Source organism: Leucobacter sp. OLIS6, assembly GCF_002752355.1.
In the GTDB taxonomy this organism is placed as follows: Bacteria; Actinomycetota; Actinomycetes; order Actinomycetales; family Microbacteriaceae; genus Leucobacter.
In genome coordinates this window covers 78,072-95,682 of sequence record NZ_MRAV01000008.1, presented here as the reverse complement: position 1 = coordinate 95,682, position 17,611 = coordinate 78,072, and the positions used below count along the sequence as shown (strand labels likewise).

20 protein-coding genes are annotated in these 17,611 nt (G+C 70.3%); 11 read left to right on the top strand and 9 right to left on the bottom strand.

Annotated elements, in window-relative coordinates:
• The first annotated feature begins 6 nt into the window (after window positions 1–6).
• Window positions 7–900 (top strand): AfsA-related hotdog domain-containing protein, encoded by an 894-nt coding sequence (locus BMH31_RS03750; RefSeq protein ID WP_099724382.1) that lies wholly within the window; start codon window positions 7–9, stop codon window positions 898–900.
• Here the strand turns inward: BMH31_RS03750 and BMH31_RS03745 are convergent.
• Window positions 831–1,529, bottom strand: coding sequence for a ScbR family autoregulator-binding transcription factor (locus tag BMH31_RS03745; protein ID WP_158234943.1), 699 nt, complete (start codon window positions 1,527–1,529; stop codon window positions 831–833). The genes BMH31_RS03750 and BMH31_RS03745 overlap by 70 nt on opposite strands.
• Before the next feature lie 92 nt (window positions 1,530–1,621).
• Between BMH31_RS03745 and BMH31_RS03740 the strand changes: the two genes are divergently transcribed.
• Complete coding sequence (locus tag BMH31_RS03740) at window positions 1,622–2,545, top strand: NAD(P)-dependent oxidoreductase (RefSeq protein WP_099724384.1); 924 nt, start codon at window positions 1,622–1,624, stop codon at window positions 2,543–2,545.
• 33 nt (window positions 2,546–2,578) lie between these two features.
• Here the strand turns inward: BMH31_RS03740 and kdpC are convergent, their stop codons facing one another.
• From kdpC to BMH31_RS03715, 5 genes are all read right to left on the bottom strand, one after another.
• Window positions 2,579–3,199, bottom strand: coding sequence for a potassium-transporting ATPase subunit KdpC (gene kdpC, locus BMH31_RS03735; RefSeq protein WP_099724385.1), 621 nt, complete (start codon window positions 3,197–3,199; stop codon window positions 2,579–2,581).
• A 13-nt stretch (window positions 3,200–3,212) separates the two neighbouring features.
• On the bottom strand, window positions 3,213–5,348 hold the full coding sequence (gene kdpB / locus BMH31_RS03730) for a potassium-transporting ATPase subunit KdpB (RefSeq protein ID WP_099724386.1): 2,136 nt from the start codon (window positions 5,346–5,348) through the stop codon (window positions 3,213–3,215).
• Entirely contained in the window at window positions 5,345–7,018 is a 1,674-nt protein-coding gene (kdpA, locus tag BMH31_RS03725) for a potassium-transporting ATPase subunit KdpA (RefSeq protein ID WP_099724387.1), read from the bottom strand. The genes kdpB and kdpA overlap by 4 nt, the downstream gene beginning before the upstream one ends.
• Entirely contained in the window at window positions 7,018–7,110 is a 93-nt protein-coding gene (kdpF, locus tag BMH31_RS15460; RefSeq protein WP_158234942.1) for a K(+)-transporting ATPase subunit F, read from the bottom strand. The genes kdpA and kdpF overlap by 1 nt, the downstream gene beginning before the upstream one ends.
• Window positions 7,111–7,207: 97 nt before the next feature.
• Entirely contained in the window at window positions 7,208–7,789 is a 582-nt protein-coding gene (locus tag BMH31_RS03715; RefSeq protein ID WP_241898119.1) for a TetR/AcrR family transcriptional regulator, read from the bottom strand.
• Between the two features lie 110 nt (window positions 7,790–7,899).
• Here BMH31_RS03715 and BMH31_RS03710 point away from each other — a divergent pair, with 110 nt between their 5' ends.
• The 3 genes from BMH31_RS03710 to BMH31_RS03700 all read left to right on the top strand — a co-directional run bounded on the left by BMH31_RS03710 (window position 7,900) and on the right by BMH31_RS03700 (window position 9,969).
• Window positions 7,900–8,901 carry an SDR family NAD(P)-dependent oxidoreductase gene (locus BMH31_RS03710; protein ID WP_099724389.1) on the top strand — a complete coding sequence of 334 codons (1,002 nt, stop codon included), beginning with the start codon at window positions 7,900–7,902 and terminating at the stop codon, window positions 8,899–8,901.
• Between the two features lie 94 nt (window positions 8,902–8,995).
• Window positions 8,996–9,382 (top strand): MmcQ/YjbR family DNA-binding protein, encoded by a 387-nt coding sequence (locus BMH31_RS03705; protein ID WP_099724390.1) that lies wholly within the window; start codon window positions 8,996–8,998, stop codon window positions 9,380–9,382.
• Window positions 9,379–9,969: a hypothetical protein gene (locus BMH31_RS03700; protein ID WP_099770472.1), complete on the top strand. Its 591-nt coding sequence runs from the start codon at window positions 9,379–9,381 to the stop codon at window positions 9,967–9,969. Before BMH31_RS03705 ends, BMH31_RS03700 begins: the two co-directional genes overlap by 4 nt.
• Here the strand turns inward: BMH31_RS03700 and BMH31_RS03695 are convergent, their stop codons facing one another.
• Entirely contained in the window at window positions 9,970–10,518 is a 549-nt protein-coding gene (locus BMH31_RS03695; RefSeq protein WP_099724392.1) for a hypothetical protein, read from the bottom strand.
• 69 nt (window positions 10,519–10,587) lie between these two features.
• Between BMH31_RS03695 and BMH31_RS03690 the strand changes: the two genes are divergently transcribed.
• Window positions 10,588–11,172, top strand: a complete 585-nt coding sequence (locus tag BMH31_RS03690; RefSeq protein WP_199068183.1) for a TetR/AcrR family transcriptional regulator — start codon at window positions 10,588–10,590, stop codon at window positions 11,170–11,172.
• Window positions 11,173–11,176: 4 nt separating this feature from the next.
• On the opposite strand, the gene BMH31_RS03685 is transcribed toward BMH31_RS03690, so the two are convergent.
• On the bottom strand, window positions 11,177–12,289 hold the full coding sequence (locus tag BMH31_RS03685) for a DNA alkylation repair protein (RefSeq protein WP_099724393.1): 1,113 nt from the start codon (window positions 12,287–12,289) through the stop codon (window positions 11,177–11,179).
• Complete coding sequence (locus BMH31_RS03680) at window positions 12,273–12,761, bottom strand: MarR family transcriptional regulator (protein WP_241898118.1); 489 nt, start codon at window positions 12,759–12,761, stop codon at window positions 12,273–12,275. The genes BMH31_RS03685 and BMH31_RS03680 overlap by 17 nt, the downstream gene beginning before the upstream one ends.
• Before the next feature lie 55 nt (window positions 12,762–12,816).
• Here BMH31_RS03680 and BMH31_RS03675 point away from each other — a divergent pair, with 55 nt between their 5' ends.
• The 5 genes from BMH31_RS03675 to BMH31_RS15685 all read left to right on the top strand — a co-directional run bounded on the left by BMH31_RS03675 (window position 12,817) and on the right by BMH31_RS15685 (window position 17,588).
• Window positions 12,817–13,542 (top strand): hypothetical protein, encoded by a 726-nt coding sequence (locus tag BMH31_RS03675; RefSeq protein WP_099724395.1) that lies wholly within the window; start codon window positions 12,817–12,819, stop codon window positions 13,540–13,542.
• Between the two features lie 5 nt (window positions 13,543–13,547).
• A complete protein-coding gene (locus BMH31_RS03670; RefSeq protein WP_199068185.1) occupies window positions 13,548–13,907 on the top strand; it encodes a Fe-S protein in 360 nt (119 codons plus the stop codon).
• Window positions 13,908–14,131: 224 nt separating this feature from the next.
• Window positions 14,132–15,169: a glutaminase A gene (gene glsA / locus BMH31_RS03665; RefSeq protein ID WP_099724396.1), complete on the top strand. Its 1,038-nt coding sequence runs from the start codon at window positions 14,132–14,134 to the stop codon at window positions 15,167–15,169.
• Entirely contained in the window at window positions 15,166–16,836 is a 1,671-nt protein-coding gene (locus tag BMH31_RS03660) for an MFS transporter (protein WP_241898117.1), read from the top strand. The genes glsA and BMH31_RS03660 overlap by 4 nt, the downstream gene beginning before the upstream one ends.
• Window positions 16,833–17,588 (top strand): META domain-containing protein, encoded by a 756-nt coding sequence (locus BMH31_RS15685; RefSeq protein WP_241898116.1) that lies wholly within the window; start codon window positions 16,833–16,835, stop codon window positions 17,586–17,588. The genes BMH31_RS03660 and BMH31_RS15685 overlap by 4 nt, the downstream gene beginning before the upstream one ends.
• Window positions 17,589–17,611: the final 23 nt, after the last annotated feature.

Genomic DNA, 17,611 nt, shown 5'->3' with positions numbered 1-17,611 from the left:
GCACTCATGTCTTTCGCTTCCCGATCCGGCCCCGTCTCGCCAGACCTGGTCCACAAGCACAGACCCGATGGCGTCCTCTTCTCGGAATACCGCCTCCCGCCGGATGGTGATCCGCTGAGCCTGACCCCGCACCGACGGTGGGACGCGGACGAGCACTGGACCTCGCGCGCCGACGCGGGGCTGCACACGGCCGAGGCGCTTCGCCAGGCGGTGATCGCCTACGCGCATCTCGCTCACGCCGTTCCGCACGGCACGGCCTTCATCATGGATCGGATGGTGCTCGAAGCGGGACTGGGCCGTGTCCGATCCGCCTCGTCCGTCGAGGTCATCACTCGAACGCTGCAGGCTCGCGGCGAACGCCTCTCCTCGCTGATCGCCGAAGTCAGATTCATCGGGCCCGAAGGCGAGGAACTCACGGTCGGCGAGGGGCATCTGCGCGTGGTCCAGGAGTCGGTCTACCAGCGGATGCGCCGCGACCGCGCACGTTCCGATGCGCTCCCACGGGTTTCACTCCCCCGCGGTTTCGAGGTCGTGCCCGCGAGCGAGCGCACGAGCCTGCTCCGCTACGGCACCGTGGATCCGCTGTTCTTCGATCACCCGGTGGATCACGTGCCCGGCATGCTGCTCATCGCTGCCGGGCTCCGCACCTACTTCGCGGACGACCGAGCTGCCGGGGAACGGTTCCGCATCGACGCGAGATTCGGCGGGTTCCTCGACCTGGACGAGTCGCGCACGGTCTTCATGCGCGTCGTCGAGGACGAAACGCACCGCGGGGGCGGCCTCCGCACCGAATTCGGTGCGGAGGCCGACCCCGCGGCAGTGATCGAGCTCTATGCCCCTTCGATGACGGAGGACGATTCGGCCTCCGCAGGAGTCTCGGCGACGATGAGGCCGGCATGACGATCGAGCAGTTCCTGCACCACCGGCGTGCTGTAGTCGGCGTCGACCACCTGCGAGAACAGGATCGGCCACAGCTTCGCCAGCCGCTCGGGCAGGTCCTGGCTGCCCGAGACCGCGGACGACATGAACTGGGTCCCGGTGAAGGCCGAGTTGATGACCTCTGCGAAGTGCTCGAGGTTCACGCCCTCGGCGACCTCGCCGGCCGCCCGCGCCTTCTCGAGCAGATGGATGCACTGCCGTGTCCAGTCGAGGTAGGGCTGGGCCGAGCTGATGCCGAGATCGTCGACGGACTCGGTGCTCAGTCGGAGCCCGGCCCGCACCGTGGGGTTCGTCGAGATGAGATTCGCCAGCTTCGCCGACACCACGATGATGTCGTCGATACCGCTGGGCGAGTTCATCTCTTCGACCGCGGTGGCCGCCTCCATGACGATGCGATGCTGCTGCTCGATGACCGCGTTCGCGATATCGGTCTTCGCCGGGAAGTGGAAGAGCAGGGTGCCGAGCGCGGCCCCGGCACGTTCGGCGACGTCGGCGACACGGGTCGCCCGGTAGCCGCTCTCGGAGAAACACTCGCCGGCCGCGGCGATGATACGGGCGCGAGTCCTGATCGCGCGCTGCTGTCGTGCCACGGGTTCCTTCCCAGGGGTCCAGGCGGTTCCGATCGGAACCGCGTGATGCAATCCAGACGAGTCTATCCATCACAGCCGGAAAAGGAACGAGTATGAGGATTCTTGTCACCGGGGGCACGGGTTTCCTCGGTTCCCACGCCGTCGCGGAGCTCTCGGCACGCGGGCACGAGGTCGTCTCGCTATCGCGATCCGACGCCGCCCACCCCCGCACGGCCGCCGGCGACGACAGGGTCGAGCACGTCTCGGCCGATCTCTCCGGCGAGCTCCCGGTCGCGCGCATGGGAGCCGACGTCTACCTGCTCTGCGCCGCGTACGTCGGCGCCGACGCACGCACCGCCGAAGCGGTGAATGCCGGCGGTGCCGAGCGGCTGGTACGGGCCGCGCGGACGCACGGCGCCCCCGTCGTCGCGCTCAGCACGCTCTCGATCTACGGATCGGGACCCCACCGGGGCCAGGCCGAGGGCGCGCTCGAACCGCATCCGGAGTCCGTCGCCTCGCGCACCCGGGTCGCGGCGGAGGAGATCGTGCGCGCGTCCGGCGGCGCGGTGCTGCGCACCGCGCTCACCACGGGCGCGGGCGACCGCTGGGTGGTCCCGACCCTGTCGAGGGTCGCGTCGCGGCTCGGCGCACCCGACGAACTGCGCGCCGTGCGCAGCTCCGTGATCGCGGCACCCGCGCTCGCCCGGGCCGCGGCGGGAGCCGCCATCCGGTTCGCCGAGGAACCCGATGGGGCGTTCCGCGCGCGGACCTTCCACCTCGCCCACCCGGATCCCGTGAACCTGATCGAGCTCTGCGAGCGTTTGACCGGGATCGAAGTGCCCCGTGTCTCGTCCGAAGCGTTCGCGCGTGGAGTGGAAGGGCTGGGTCTCAGTCCGCACCAGACGCGCCTGCTCACCGACGATCACTGGTACGAATCCTCGGCCATCTGGGCGGCTCTGGGCGAGGATCCCGGTCCGGCCACCGACGCGAGTCCCGACGCGGTCGCCTGGTACCGGGAGCGCCTCGCCGAGCCGTGACCCACGGCCCGGGTCGTCGTCCCCGCGCTCCCGCTACGGCTGCTCGGCCTCGTCGAGCGCGAGGTTGAGCTCGACCACGTGGACTCGCGCCTCGCCGATGAACCCGAGGTCGGGCCCGGACGTGTGCCGGGCGACCAGCCGCTCCACCTCGGCCTGCGGCAGCCCGCGGGCCTCGGCCACGCGCCGCACCTGCAATCGCGCGTACGCGGAGCTGATGTCCGGGTCGAGACCGGAACCCGATGCCGTGACCGCGTCGACGGGCACCCGGGATTCCGGTACGCCGTTGAACTCCGCCACCTGCGCCTTCCGCTCGCCGATCAGCTGCACCAGCTCCGGACTCTCGGGTCCGAGGTTCGAGCCGCCCGACTGAGCGGCATCGTAGCCGTTCCCCGCCGCGGAGGGGCGCGGTTGGAAGTACTGCCGCAGCGGTTTCCCGTCGGCGTCCGAGAAGCTCTGTCCGAGCAGCGCCGAGCCGACGACGCGGTCGTCCTCGCCGCCGCGCAACGGCGAGCCGTTCGCCTGCCACGGGAATGCGAGCTGGCCGATCCCCGTGACGAGGAGCGGGTAGGCGACGCCGAGCAGCACCGTGAAGATCAGCATGAGGCGCAGCGCGATCCAGGTGCCGCGCGCGGCGCGGTTGATCGGTCGTGGCATATCCGGTCCCCTCTCAGTATCCCGGCAGCAGGCTGACGACGAGGTCGATGAGCTTGATGCCGATGATCGGCACCAGCAGGCCGCTGAGCCCGCAGTAGATCAGGTTGCGGGTCAGTGCGGAACGCAGGTTCTCGGTGCGGTACGGCACACCGATGAGCGCGAGCGGGATCAGGACGCCCATGACGAGACTGCTGAAGATCACGGTCGACAGGATCGCCGATGCCGGCGAGTGGAGGCGCAGGATGTTGAGCGCGTCGAGGCCCGGGAAGGTGCCGACGAAGAGCGCCGGGAAGAGCGTGAAGTACCGCACCGCGTCGTTCGCGAAGTTGAAGGTCATGAGCGCGCCGCGGGTCGCCATCTGTCGGCGTCCCACCTTGATGATGTCGACGAGGTGCGTGGGGTCGTCGTCGAGGATCACCATGTTGGCCGAGGACTTCGCGGCGGCCGTCGCGGTGTTCATCGCGATCCCGATGTCGGCCTGGGCCAGCGCGGGCGCGTCGTTGATGCCGTCGCCGCTCATCGCGACGACGTGCCCGTCCTCCTGCTCCCGCTGGATGAGGGCGAGCTTGTCCTCCGGCGTGGAATCCCCGACGTACTCGTCGATCCCCGCCTCGGCGGCGATCGCCTTCGCCGTGAGCCGATGGTCGCCCGTCACCATCACGGTGCGGACCCCGAGGGCGTGCAGCGTCGAGATCTTCTTCGGCACCGAGTCCTTGACCACGTCCTGCAGGTGGATGAGCCCGAGCGCGTGGCCGATGCCCGACGCCGGCTTGACCGCGACGACGAGCGGCGTGCCGCCCGACTGCGCGATGCGCTTCGTACCCGCCTTCAGATCGAGGATGATCTGCCGCTGCGGCTGGGTCCCCTGCTGCTTCAGCCACGCCACGACCGCCGAGACCGCGCCCTTGCGGATGCTCGTCCCGTCGGGCAGGTCGATGCCCGAGATCCGCGTCGCCGCACTGAAGTGCACGGTGCGCCCTCCGGCAGCCTCGTCGGCGGCGATCCGCACCCCCTCCTCCTCGGCCAGGCGCACGGTCGAGGCACCCTCGGGAGTCGGGTCGCCGATCGAGGCGAGGGCGGCGGCGCGCATCAGCTGCTCGAGGTCGGTGCCGCCGACCGGCACGAACGCGATCGCGCTGCGGCTGCCCCGGGTCACGGTTCCGGTCTTGTCGAGCAGCACGGTCGTGATGTCGCCCGCGGTCTCGAGCGATTTCGCAGAGGTGACGAGCACGCCGCGCTGGAGCAGCTGCGACATCCCGGCGATGCCGGTCACCGACATGAGCGCGGCGATCTCGGTCGGGATCAGGCAGACGACGAGGGCGACGAGGACCGGGATCGAGACCGGCTCGGCGACCGGCGAGACGACCGAGTTGAGCGTGAGCACGAGCAGGACGAACGAGATGGAGAACGAGGCGAGCAACGTGCTGAAGGCCACCTCGATCGGCGACTTCTTGCGCCGCGACTTGCTGGCCAGGCTGATGGTGCGAGCCGCCGCGCTGTCGTCGCGCGGCGCGCTGATCCGGACCACCAGCCGATCCGACAGCCCGCGGCTGCCGCCCATGACCGACGTGCGGTCTCCGCCTGCCTCGCGGATCACCGCGCCCGGACGCCCGGTGATCTCGGATTCGTCGACCTCGGCCGCACCCCACAGCACCTCCCCATCGGAGGGGATCGTCTCGCCCGCCTCGACGACCACGACGTCGCCCGTGCGGAGCGCTCGCGAGTCGACCAGCTCGACCCCGGTGCGCCGGACCGCCGGATCCTTCGACCGGCTGTAGCCGGCGACCCGGCGCGCCGTATCGGTCGCGTTCGATCGGCGGAGCGACTCCGTCTGCTGACGGCCGTGCCCCTCGGCGATCGATTCCGCCAGGGTCGCCGTGAACAGGCAGGCCCAGAATCCGCCGGCGAGCGCCCAGGTGAACCCGAAGGGCATCTGCGTGCCGCCGGAGGCCTGCTCGGTGCCCGCGATGGAGTCGAGGACCGCGATCACCGTGGTGAGCGCGGCACCCACTTCCGTGAGGAGCAGCACGGGATTGTGCCAGAGATAGCGCGGGTCGAACTTGCGCAGGGCGTCGAGCAGCACCGGCCCGAGCGTGCGCAGGGCGATGACCGCGTTCCGCCGCTTCTCGCGGGCGAGTTGGGAACTCATCCGTTCAGCCCCTCGGCGAGCGGGCCGGCGAGCATGATCGGGACGAACATCGGCACGGTGATGAAGATGATGAGGCTCACGAGCAGCACGATGAACTGCGGCCGATGCAGGGGCATCTCGACGGTGGTGGCGACCTTGCCCTGCGCCGCGAGCGACCCGGCGAGGGCGAGCACGAGCACGATGGGGAGGAACCTGCCGAGCATGATCACGACGCCGAGGGTGATGTTCAGCAGCGGGGTGTTCGCGTAGAGGCCGGCGAACGCCGATCCGTTGTTGATGGCCGCCGAGATGAAGGCGTAGAGCACCTCGGAGAGGCCGTGCGATCCCGCGTTGCCGGTGCTCGCGATGATCTCGTCGTGCACGGCGGGGATCGCGAACCCGACCGCCATGCCGCCGATCGCGAGCGTCGGCATCACGAGGATCGAGATGCTCACGATCTTGAGCTCCCGCACCCCGAGGCGTTTGCCGAGGTAGACGGGCGAGCGCCCGAGCAGCAGCGTGGTGAGGAACACCGCGATGACGAGCAGCACGAGTATCGCATAGAGGCCCGAGCCCGCTCCGCCCGGCGCGACCTCGCCGAGCATCATGTCGAACATGAGCATGAGGCCGCCGAGCGCGGTGTAGGAGCCGTGCATCGAGTTCACCGCGCCGCCGGTGGTGCCGGTCGTCGCGGTCGCGAACAGCGTCGACCCGATGATCCCGAAGCGCTGCTCCTTGCCCTCCATCGCGCCGCCGGCGAGTTCGGGGGCCGTACCGACGCCTGCGAACTCGAATGCCGTCAGCGGAATGTAGACGAGCACGAACAGCACGGCCATCGTGAGCAGGAGCGCGTAGCCGGCCCGCTGGTCGCCGACCATGGTGCCGAAGGTCCGCGGCATCGCGAACGGGATCAGCAGTAGGAGGATCGTCTGGAGGATGTTGGTCCAGGGGGTCGGGTTCTCGAAGGGGTGCGCGGAGTTCGCGTTGAAGAAGCCGCCGCCGTTGGTGCCGATCATCTTGATCGCCTCCTGCGAGGCGACGGGCCCGCCCGGGATCGTCTGCCCGGCCCCGGCGACAGTCGTGATGTCGGTGAAGCCCGCGAAGTTCTGGATCACGCCGCCGGCGATCAGCACGACCGCCGCGACGATCGAGAGGGGTAGCAGGATGCGGATGTTGGCCCGCACGAGGTCGACCCAGAAGTTGCCGAGCCCGCTGCGCCGTCCGCGCGAAGCGAAGCCGCGGATGAGCGCGACGGCCACGGCCATGCTCACCCCGGCCGAGACGAAGTTCTGCACGGCGAGTCCGCCCATCTGGGCGGCGTAGCCGAGCGTGTGCTCGGGCGAGTAGGACTGCCAGTTGGTGTTGCCCACGAATGAGATCGCCGTGTTGAACGCGAGGTCCGGACTCATGGGCGGCAGCCCGAGCGAGAACGGCAGCACCGGCTGCAACCGCAGGATGAGGTAGAGCAGCGCGAAGCCGATGGCCGAGAACAGCAGCACCGCGGCGAGGTACCGCCGCCAGGTCTGCTGACGGTCGGGATCGATACCCGACAAGCGGTAGACGAGCCGTTCGACCCCCCAGTGCCGATCGGAGGTGAACACCCAGGCCATGTAGTCGCCGAGGGGACGGTAGAGCAGACCGAGAACGACGATGACGGTGAGTAGCGCGACCGCCGCGAGGATCCACTCCATCAGAAGCGGTCCGCTTTGAGCAGGGCGTACACCAGATAGACGAGCGCCGCGACGCCGATGATCACGGCGACGATCTCGATGATGCCCAACAACTCCGACTCCCTTGCGAGGACTGCCCGTTGAGCATAGTGCCGGAATCTCCGCGCCGCGAACCGGTCGTCCCGTCGGCGGGATCCCGGCTCCGCGCGGTCAGTCGGCAGCGATGCCGCGCAGCACGGTGCGGACCGTCGCACGCACCTCAGCACGCCCGAGGACCCGGCCCGAGAGCGCCGCGTACGCGGAGACCGCGATGAGCTGGTCCGCCAGCAGGGCTCCGTCCACGTCCGCACGGACGCGCCCCGCACGCTTCGCCTGCTCGACCCGCGCGGAGATCCCCGCGCGGATCGGCCCGGCGAGCCGTTCGTTGAGCGCCGCCCCGACCTCGGGGTCGCTCGCCGTCACGGCGATCAGCGCACGGGTGAGACCGAGCCCTTCCGAGCCCGCCAGGTGCTCCGCCGCGCGGTCGAGCCAGGCCGTCAGCTCGTCGGCGAGATCCGTTCCACCCGCCGTCTCCGGCAGTTCGGGGAGCGCGTTCGGCAGTTCCTCGTCGAGCAGCGCTTCACCGAGGATCGCTGCTTTGGAGGGCCACCAGCGGTAGATGGTCTGCTTCGAGGTGCCCGCGGCCTCCGCGAGCCCCTCGATGGTCAGCGCCTCGTACCCCTCCGCCGCGATGGCACGGCGCATCGCCTCGAGCACGGCTCTGCGCGCCTGTTCGCTGCGGGGTCTCGGCATGCGTTCAGCGTATCGGGGCGCTTCGGGGCGTATGATCCCGAATACATGGACGCACCGTTGCGAAACGTGTTGGACCGAGCATCGGCGTCCGTCGAGACGAAGGAGCACTCATGTCACTCACCGCGCAATCCACCATCGGCACCTGGCTCGAGGATCCGGTCGGCGGCGATCTGATCCGCGGGCTGCTCACGCAGTCGGGCGCCGACCCCAGCAGCCTGACCCCCGTCCTCGGACTCCCGCTGCAGCAGCTCGTGGCGATGAGTCAGGGCGCCATGCCGCAGTCGGTCGTCGACGACCTCGTGCGCGCCGCGAACGACGGCCGAATCCCCGAGGACGACGCCCCCGTCGGCTGGGCGGAGCGGATCACGCCCGGCCGCTTCGCGGGCAGGACCGTGATCGTGACGGGCGCCGCGTCCGGCATCGGACGCGCCACCGCCTCCCGCATCGCCCGCGAGGGCGGCCGGGTCGTCGCCTGCGACATCGCAGCGGACAAGCTCGACGCCTTCCGCGCGGAGCTCCCGGACGCCGACATCGTCACGGTGGCAGGCGACCTCACGCAGCAGGACGCGATCGACCGGGTCGTCGCCGCGGCCGGCGAGCGGATCGACGGTCTGGCGAACATCGCCGGCATCAACGACGACTTCTCCCCCGCCGGAGAAACCCCCGACGCGGTGTGGGATCGCGTGATCGCCATCAACCTGACGGCGCCGTTCAAGCTCATGCGCGCCGTGATCCCGGCGATGGTCGTGTCCGGACGCGGCGCGATCCTCAACGTGTCGAGCGAGGCGGGTCTGCGTGGCAACGCCTCGGGCAACGCCTACACCGCGAGCAAGCACGGCATCGTCGGGGTCACGAAGTCGGCGGCGTTCATGTACGGGCCGCTCGGCATCCGCGTGAACTCGGTCGCACCGGGCGGCGTCGCCACGGGGATCCCGATGCCGCCGCACATGTCGGAGTACGGCTCGGGCCGCCTCGGGCCGTTCCAGCAGTCGATCCCCACCATCGCGACCGCCGAGCACCTCGCGGCGTCGATCTCGTTCCTCCTGTCCGACGACGCCGTCAACATCAACGGCGCGATCCTGGCCTCCGACGGCGGCTGGTCGGTGCAGTAGACGACTCCGAGGAGGCCGCCCGCCGCGGGCGGCCTCCCGCAGGGGTCCGGGCCGCAATACACTGAGCCCGGATCCTGATCCGGGAGGAGGCGCGATGCGCGACGACGTACTGCAGCAGTGGGCGAGCGACCGCGCCGAGGAGCTTCCCGGTGCGCACGTCGAGTACCCGTTCGGCCCCGACTTCGAGGTGTACCGCGTGCGCGACCTCATGTTCATGGCGCACACCGTCAGAACCGGCGCTCCGATCGTGATCCTCAAGGCGAGGCCCGCCGACGCCGAGGTGCTGCGCGAGGTGTTCGCCGAGATCACGCCGGGGTATCACATGAACAAGAAGCACTGGATCACCCTCAACCCGGGCGGCCGGCTCGAACGGCAGCTCGTCGAGGACCTCGTGACCGAGTCCTACCTCCTCGTCGTCGAGAAGCTGCCCCGTGCCCAGCGGCCCGTCGACCCCGCGACTTTCGGGCAGCGTCCCGCATGAATCCCGGGGACGAGCCGAGCGGCCTGTGCGTCGTGCGTTTCGTCGCCGCGCTCGATCCGGCCGCGCCGCCGCAGGAACTCCCGCTGCCCCGCCGGCTGGGCGGCCTCGGACGCGCGATCCTGGCACTCGTGTTCGCCGCGGCGACCGCGCTCGGCACCGTCGGCGCCGTCGAGCTGTGGACGATGCCGACGCCCGGCACCTGGTTCTCGGTCCTCTTCACGGTGTTCATCGCGGCGCTCGTCGCGGCCGCCTGGTTCGCGTTCGCGACCGCGTTCCGGCGGGCGCGGCGGGAACGGGACGCTTCGGCCCGGTGGCTGCGGGAGCTCGGGAGCGTGATCGCCGAGGACGGCCGCATCGTCGACCGCTTCGTGAATCTCGGCGACGACGGCGACGTGGCCGCGTTCGAGGTGACGGTCGAGATCGCGGGCTCCGCTGCGGCGTCGGCCCAGTGGGAACCCCTCGCCGGTCTGCGGAAGCTGCTCCAACCGCAGCTGCCGGGGGTCGGATCCCGAGTGCTCGTCTGGCGCGCACCGGGATCGCCGAGGCTCGTCGTCGACGTGCTCGATCCGACGCGCGTCGACGACTGATCAGGCGCGCTGCACGGCCTCCGCCGGAGCCTGCTTCGGCCAGATCGTGTAGCTGATCGCCCAGATCACATCGATGCCCAGGATGATGCCGAGGATCCGGTAGGTGTCGCCGAGCGCGGCGACCTGGGCGGGGTCCGGGGCGATCGCCGTGAGCAGCCAGAGGAGCCCAGCGGCGATGCCGACCGCGAGCAGCGTGAACGGGACGTCCTTCCAGCACTTGAGCGTGTAGGCCGAGCCGCTCAGCCGGACCGGTGCGGGGCCTCCGGCGAAGCGGTGCGCGAAGCGGATGTCGGCCCACTTGACCATGCGGTGCCCGTAGGCGACGGAGAACCCCAGGTAGATCGCGGCCAGGGTGTGGGCGAAGTCCGCACGTCCGCCGCCGCGCAGATCGATCGCGGCGGCCGCGAGCAGGATGAGATCGACCACCGGGGTGAGCACGAGCAGCGCGGCGCCGAGGCGCGGCCGGCGCAGCAGATACCGAGCGGCGAGGCCCGCGGCGATGAGCACCCAGAACGCGATTTCGCAGCCGATGATGATTGCATAGATCATGCGGAAGACTCCCTTGGTCTGAATCTCCGCAATCCTAATACACTCGTATTAATCTGGACAAGGAGTCCCGTGAGCCGCCGTTCGACACCCGAGGAGAGGCGCGAGCACATCGCGCAGGCCGTCTGGGCCGTCATGTCCGAGCGCGGACTCAGCGCGGTATCGGTACGCAGTGTCGCAGGCGAGGCACAGGTCTCGGTCGGCTCCCTCCAGCACATCTTCCCCACTCGCGCCGACCTGCTCATCTACTCGGCCGAACTCATGATCGACCGCGTGGTCCGACGCATCGCCGCGGAGGACCACGGCGGCGACCCGATCGACGCGACGCTTCGCATCTTCGCCCACCTGCTGCCGCTCACGCCCGAGAGCCGAGTCGAGATGGACGTCAACGTCGCGCTCATCGCCGAGAGCCGCGCGCTCCCCCAGCTCGAAAAGGTCCGGGACGAAGCCCACCGCGCGCTCGCCGAGGGCTGCCTTCGGGCGGTCGAGCGGGTCGCGCCCGACCTCACCACCGACGAGACCGCGCGGGCCGCAGCCCGGCTGCACGCGCTGACGGACGGGATCGCGCTGCACCTGCTGCACGCTCCGGCCGGCGCCGATCGCTCCTGGGCCATCGCGATGCTGCGCCGCGAGCTGGAGGACCTGGCCCGAGCCTGAGCCGTCAGGCCGGCGCGGGCGCCTCCCGCACCGCGAACGCCGCCCGCTCGAAGGCGACGCCGTTGACCTGCAGCGCGACCGCGTAGTCGCCCGGGTAGTAGCTCCGGGTGGTCAGCGCTCGGAACGACCGCGACGCGTCGACGCGGGTTCGTTCGCCCGGCGCGAGCGTCCGCCGCCCGAGCTTGAACACCTTCGTGCGCTCCCTCCCGCGCGCGTCCGGGAAGAACAGCGCATAGTCGATCACGAGCTCGGCGCGCTCCGCGCCGACGTTCTCGATCTCGACGCCGAAGCTCACCGCACCGCCCAGCTCGATCTCCGCCGAGACGAACTCGATGGGCGAGACTTCGACCTCGGCGGCGCGGAACCCCAGCAGCGCGAGGGCGTCCCCGTCGCCGCGCTTGACCAGGGTGCGCAGCGCGTGGCTCGCGGTGCGGGCGACGTGCGGGCCGCCGCGCTGCTGCCAGCCGCGGACGACCTCGACCGCGTACCCCGGGTGCGCCCGGCTGTGGTCGTTGAGGTGATTCGCCACCGAGCGCCGCACCACCTCGTCCGGGTCGTCGTGCAGGGCGTCGAGGATCCCGCGGGTGAGGCCCGGATCCTCGACGAGGCCCGGCACGCGTTCGCCCCAGGGCAGCAGCGGCCGGGTGCCCTCGGAGGCGAGCCTCCGCACGTGCGGGTCGGGGTCGGAGGTCCAGTCCGCCATCGTTCGGAGCGCCCGGCGCAGGTCGTGCCGCAGCATCAGCCGTACCGAGAACTCCGAGGTCATGCGCGGCGTCAGCTCGCGCAGCAGTGCGAGCCCGTCGTCGAACGCCGCGTCGCTCCCGTCGTCGATCGCTCGGCGTCCGACCGCGAGGCCGACGCCCCAGAGCATCCAGCCGGCGAATCCCGGATCCGCCAGGGCGCTGCGGACCACCGCGTTGAGCCGGTCCGCTCCTCCGTCGAGATCCGCGTCCAGCGCATCCGCGAGCGCGCGAGCCCGGGCGCTGAGCGTCAGTTCACCCAGTCGCGCCGCTACCGCACGCAGCTCCGCGAATTCCACGGCGGGTTCGACTGCGGCGAGCGCCGCGATCAGCGCCTCCGCGTCTTCGGCACCGAGCAGTTCATCCGCGAGCGGCATCGCCCGAACCCTTCCCGCCGTATCCGACGTGCACGTCGGGATCCAGGCCGTGGGCCGCGGCGAGTTTTGCCACGAGCGCCGAGAACGCTTCGCGCTCCTCGGGTTCGAGCGGTTCGAGGATGTCGCGGCTCTGCGTCTCGGCGGCCGTGCGCAGGGTGCCGAGCACCCGTCGTCCGGCGTCGGTCGCATCCAGTCGGTGGTGGCGGCGATCCGCAGGGTCTCGAGTGCGGGAGACGAGACCCGCGCCCTCGAGCGAGTCGACCAGGACCACCACCCGGCTGGGGACCGATCCGAGGCGAGTGGCGAGTTCGCGCTGGCTGAGTCCGGGGTCCGTCGCGATGATGCGGAGCACGCCCGCGGTGGCCGGGGTGAGCCCGACCGGCTTGATCAACTCGGCGAATCGGGCGGCCGCGAAACCGCCCAGCTGCGAGACGAGGAACCCGGTTCGGGGCGGGCGTCGGGATGGGATCACGGAACCATCATATCCCTCGTTGACAGAATCATTCACACTATGCATGATTAACGCCATGACTGATTACGCCTCCGCCCCTCGCCCGCACCGCCGTGCCGGCGGCCCACCTCTCGCGCCGCTCGCATTCGTCTCGTTCGCGCTGACCGTCGCAGCGGTCTCGACGCTCATCGCCGGCTCCGGTTCGACTCCTGCGCCGTTCGCGTCTCCCGCGGAAGTCTCCGCGTGGTACGCCGCGAACCCCGTCGCCGTCCGCGTCGGAGCCATGCTCCAGTTCGGGTCCGCGGTCCCCCTCGGGATCCTCACGGCGTCGGTGTACGCACGCCAGCTCCGTCTCGGAGTGCGGGTCCCCGGCCCCGCGATCGGCCTCTTCGGAGGCATCGCGGCCTCCATCGCGCTCGCGACCTCCGCCCTGGTCACCTGGGCGCTGAGCTTCCCCGATGCGCTCGGCTCGCCCGACGCGGCGGCCCTGATCGCCCGCTTCTCCTTCGGTCTCGGCGGTGTCGCCTACGCCACCGGTCTCGGCCTGCTCATCGCCGGCATCGCCGTGCCGGCCCTGATCCTCCGGTTCGTGCCGCGCTGGCTCGCCGTCGCCGGCCTCGTGCTCGGTGCCGCAGGCGAACTCTCGTTCCTCTCGCTCGCGCTCGAACCGTTGCAGGCGCTGCTCCCGATCGTGCGCTTCGGCGGCGGGGTCTGGCTCATCGCCGCCGCGGCCCTGCTGCCCCGCTCCCGCCCACGCCGGGATCCGGGCGAGCCCCGTCACGAGCACCGAGCCGAGGGGTGATCGCCATGGATCCCGTGCTCGTCCTCCGCGAACTCGTCGTGCTCGTGCACCTCGTCGGTTTCGCCCTGCTCTTCGGCGGCTGGGCCGCGCAGGCGGCCCGCGGGCGCACTACCACGACCACGCTGTTCCGCACCGGCCTCGGCATCATGATCATCTCCGGACTCGTGCTCGCGATCCCCTTCCCCGCGGGCATCGAGCTGGACTACGTCAAACTCGCCGTCAAGCTCGTGATCGCCTTCACGATCGGCGGCGCCTTCGGCGTCGTCATCACGCGCGAACGCGCCGGCCGTCCGACGAAGGCGCCGTTCTGGACCATCGGAGCGCTGTCGCTGCTGAACGCCGGCATCGCGGTGCTCTGGCGCTGAGCGGTACCGCGGCGGGGCTCAGATCAGCGAGAACTCGTCGCCATCCGGATCGAGCAGGATCCGCCCGAACACCGGCTCGGTCCCGAGATCGGCCGCGTCGAAGGTCAGGGCGTGCAGTTCGGACGGCATTCGGGCTCCTTCGCTATGCCCCCACGATAGGGAGTTTGTGAATTCTCCGTCCCCAATCACTCGAACATCGTCCCGGGAAGCGGGATGATGAGGACATGTTCGAAGCAGACGTGAAAGACATCGCGCAGCGCAGCTCGACGGGAGCGCTGCCGCAGCACGACCGCGTCGGCGACCTCGTCGCCCATGCGCACGGGCGCTACGCGGGCATCGACGACGGCACGGTGGCGGACTACATCCCCGTGCTCGCGGAGGCCGATCCCGCCTGGTTCGGGCTCTCGCTCACGAGCATCGACGGCCGATGCCACTCGGCCGGCGACACCGGAATCGGATTCTCGATCCAGTCGATCTCGAAGGCGTTCGTCTTCGCCCTCGTCTGCGACGCCATCGGGCACGACGAGATCCGCAGGGTCGTCGGCGTCGACAACACCGGCATGGCGTTCAACTCGGTCGTCGCGATCGAGCTCAACGGCGGCAGCCCGATGAACTCGATGGTCAACGCGGGTGCGATCGCGACCACCGCGCTCATGCCCGCCACGAGCGCGGACGAGCGGTGGGCGCGGATCCGCGACGGTCTGAGCCGCTTCGCCGGCCGCCCGCTCCTGCTCGACGGCGAGGTGTACCGCTCGGAATCGTTCACGAACCACCGGAACCAGGCGCTCGCCCGCCTGCTGCAGAGCTACGACCGGCTCGCCATCGGCCCGAGGGAGGCCGTCGACATCTACACGCGGCAGTGCTCGCTCTCGGTGACCGCGGACGACCTCGCCGTGATGGGAGCCACCCTGGCCGACGGCGGCGTCAACCCGATCACGGGCGAGCAGGTCGTCTCGGCGGAGACGAGCCGCGACACGCTCGCTCTGCTCGCCGCTTGCGGCATGTACGAACGCTCGGGCGAGTGGCTCTTCGAGATCGGGATCCCCGCGAAGTCCGGTGTCGCGGGCGGCATCGTCGCCATCGCCCCGGGCAAGGGCGCGGTCGGAGCGTTCTCGCCCCGGCTCGACAGCGCGGGCAACAGCGTCCGCGGGCAGCGGGCCTGCGCCTACCTGTCGCGGGCGCTCGGCCTCAACCTCTTCGCGTCGGCCCCGCACGGGGTCGGCTCCGACATCGATACAACCACCGAAGGAGTCCTCCGATGACCACACGCACGGATTCCGGACGGAGCGACGGCTCCGCCAAGGCGCCCTCGGCCGGCGCCGAGGAGCGCCGGTCCTGGGCGCCGATGATCGGCCTGTTCCTCGCCCAGGTCCTCATGTCGTTCAACGTCGCGGCCCTGCCGATCTCGCTCGGCGGCATGGTCGAGGACTTCGGCGTCCCGCCGACGACGGCGAGCACGACCATCGTGGTCTACGGCCTGGCGGTGGCCGCGCTCGTCATGACCGGCGCCAAGCTCGGCCAACGCATCGGCTGGGTGCTGATCTTCCGGATCGTGATCGCGGTGTTCGCCGTGTCCTCGCTGATGATGATCCTCTCCCGCAGCATCGGCTGGGCGATCGGCGGGCAGGTCCTCGCCGGCGCCTCGGCCGCCATCATCGTGCCGGCGCTCGTCGCGCTCATCGCCGAGAATTACCGCGGCGCGCAGCAGGCCACCGCCGTGGGCTCCCTCGGTTCGGCACGCGCCTTCTCGGGCATCAGCGCGTTCCTCATCGGCGGCACGCTCGGCACGCTGGTCGGGTGGCGCCCCATCTTCTTCATCACCCTGGGGCTCGCCGCCATCGTCTTCGCGCTGAGCTTCCGGCTCCGCAGCGACCGGGGCAACCCGAGCATCCGCATCGATCTGGTCGCCTCCGCCCTCATCGGCGCCGCGATCGTGCTGCTGACCCTCGGCTTCAACAATCTGAACGCCTGGGGAATCCTGCTCGCCGAGCCCGGAGCCCCGTTCTCGGTGCTCGGGCTCTCCCCCGCACCCGTGTTCGTGGTGCTCGGCGTCGTGTTCGGCCAGGCCTTCTTCATGTGGACCCGCCGCCGCATGCGCCTCGGCAAGGTCCCCCTCGTCGACCTCGGCGTGCTCGCGCAGCCGACCGAACGCGCCGCGATCTACGCGATGTTCATCATCGTCTCGATGGAGGCCGCCGTGAACTTCACCGTGCCGACCTACATCCAGGTCGTGCAGGGCCGCACCCCGTTCGATACCTCGCTCGCGATGATGCCGTTCAACCTCACGGTGTTCGTGACCGCGACGCTCATCGTCCGGTTCTACAACCGGTACAGCCCGCGCACGATCGCGCTCTTCTCCTTCGCCCTCACCACGGCAGCGCTCGTCTGGCTCGCGTTCGTCGTGACCAACAACTGGGAGACGCTGCCCACGATCCTCGGTCTCGTGGTCTTCGGCATCGGTCAGGGCGCCCTCGTCACCCTCGTGTTCAACGTGCTCGTCACCGCCGCCCCGAAGGAGCTCGCGGGCGACGTCGGCTCGATCCGCGGCACCACGCAGAACCTCGCGAGCGCCGTCGGTACCGCGGTCATGGGCGCACTGCTCGTCACCGTACTGAGCCTCGGGTTCACCCAGGCGGTCACCGAGCACGACGATCTTCCGAAGTCCCTCGCGGAGGAGGTGCAGCTCGACCAGGTGAACTTCATCAGCAACGACGAGCTGCGCACCAAGTTCGAGGAGACGAGCGCGACCCCCGCGCAGATCGACGCAGCGGTCGCGATCAACGAGGAGCAGCGCCTGCGCACCCTCAAGATCGGCTTCCTCGTGCTCGCCGGGCTGAGCGCGATCGCCGCGCTCCCGGCATCCCGCCTGCCCCGCTATCGTCCTGAAGAGATCCCCGCCCCCGCGAACATCGAAGGAACCGCATCATGACCCGACCCACCCCCGCCCCGCACTCGACCGGTCGGCGCATCGGGCTCGCCGCTGCGGTCGCCGCCATGGCGAGCGCAGCCCTGCTCCTCGCCGGCTGCGCCGGCTCATCCAGCACGGACCAGACGCCGAAGCCGACCGCCACGTCGAAGCCCTCGGACGTGACCGGATCCTGGGGCGACGCCGCGAAGGAGTCCGCCCCCGCCATCGAGCTCGCCGGGGACGGCACGCTGACCGGCACCGACGGCTGCAATCGGCTCACCGGCAGTTGGAAGCTCGAAGGGGACACCATCGCATTCGGAGAACTCGCGTCGACGAAGATGGCCTGCATCGGCGTCGACACCTGGCTCTCCGGCGCGCGGACCGCGACCGTCTCCGGTTCCACCATGACCGTGCTCGGCGAGGGCGGAGCGGAGCTCGGCACGCTCGACCGAGCGAGCACGGACACGAAGGATCCCGCCTCCGAGGCCTTCCTCGGTTCCTGGGGATCGACCGACCAGGGAAAGCCGAACCTGTCGATCTCGGGCGACGGCCGCTTCACGGGGAACGACGGCTGCAACGGACTCAGCGGCAGCTGGAAGTCTGAGCACGCCGACGCGATCACGTTCTCGGAGGCCGTGAGCACACTCATGGCATGCCCCGGGATCGACGCGAAGCTCGGGCAGCTCGCCTCCGCGAAGGTCTCGGGCGACACCCTGACGGTGCTCGATGCCAAAGGCACGGAGCTCGCGAAGCTCGAGCGGAGCCGCGGCTAGATCGGCGTGCGGATCAGTCTCGG

Coding starts and splice junctions, on each gene's coding strand:
- BMH31_RS03750 (WP_099724382.1), top strand. CDS start 7: ATGTCTTTCGCTTCCCGATCCGGCCCCGTCTCGCCAGACCTGGTCCAC.
- BMH31_RS03740 (WP_099724384.1), top strand. CDS start 1,622: ATGAGGATTCTTGTCACCGGGGGCACGGGTTTCCTCGGTTCCCACGCC.
- kdpC (WP_099724385.1), bottom strand. CDS start 3,199: ATGCCACGACCGATCAACCGCGCCGCGCGCGGCACCTGGATCGCGCTG.
- kdpB (WP_099724386.1), bottom strand. CDS start 5,348: ATGAGTTCCCAACTCGCCCGCGAGAAGCGGCGGAACGCGGTCATCGCC.
- kdpA (WP_099724387.1), bottom strand. CDS start 7,018: ATGGAGTGGATCCTCGCGGCGGTCGCGCTACTCACCGTCATCGTCGTT.
- BMH31_RS03715 (WP_241898119.1), bottom strand. CDS start 7,789: ATGCCGAGACCCCGCAGCGAACAGGCGCGCAGAGCCGTGCTCGAGGCG.
- BMH31_RS03710 (WP_099724389.1), top strand. CDS start 7,900: ATGTCACTCACCGCGCAATCCACCATCGGCACCTGGCTCGAGGATCCG.
- BMH31_RS03705 (WP_099724390.1), top strand. CDS start 8,996: ATGCGCGACGACGTACTGCAGCAGTGGGCGAGCGACCGCGCCGAGGAG.
- BMH31_RS03700 (WP_099770472.1), top strand. CDS start 9,379: ATGAATCCCGGGGACGAGCCGAGCGGCCTGTGCGTCGTGCGTTTCGTC.
- BMH31_RS03695 (WP_099724392.1), bottom strand. CDS start 10,518: ATGATCTATGCAATCATCATCGGCTGCGAAATCGCGTTCTGGGTGCTC.
- BMH31_RS03685 (WP_099724393.1), bottom strand. CDS start 12,289: ATGCCGCTCGCGGATGAACTGCTCGGTGCCGAAGACGCGGAGGCGCTG.
- BMH31_RS03675 (WP_099724395.1), top strand. CDS start 12,817: ATGACTGATTACGCCTCCGCCCCTCGCCCGCACCGCCGTGCCGGCGGC.
- BMH31_RS03670 (WP_199068185.1), top strand. CDS start 13,548: ATGGATCCCGTGCTCGTCCTCCGCGAACTCGTCGTGCTCGTGCACCTC.
- glsA (WP_099724396.1), top strand. CDS start 14,132: ATGTTCGAAGCAGACGTGAAAGACATCGCGCAGCGCAGCTCGACGGGA.
- BMH31_RS03660 (WP_241898117.1), top strand. CDS start 15,166: ATGACCACACGCACGGATTCCGGACGGAGCGACGGCTCCGCCAAGGCG.
- BMH31_RS15685 (WP_241898116.1), top strand. CDS start 16,833: ATGACCCGACCCACCCCCGCCCCGCACTCGACCGGTCGGCGCATCGGG.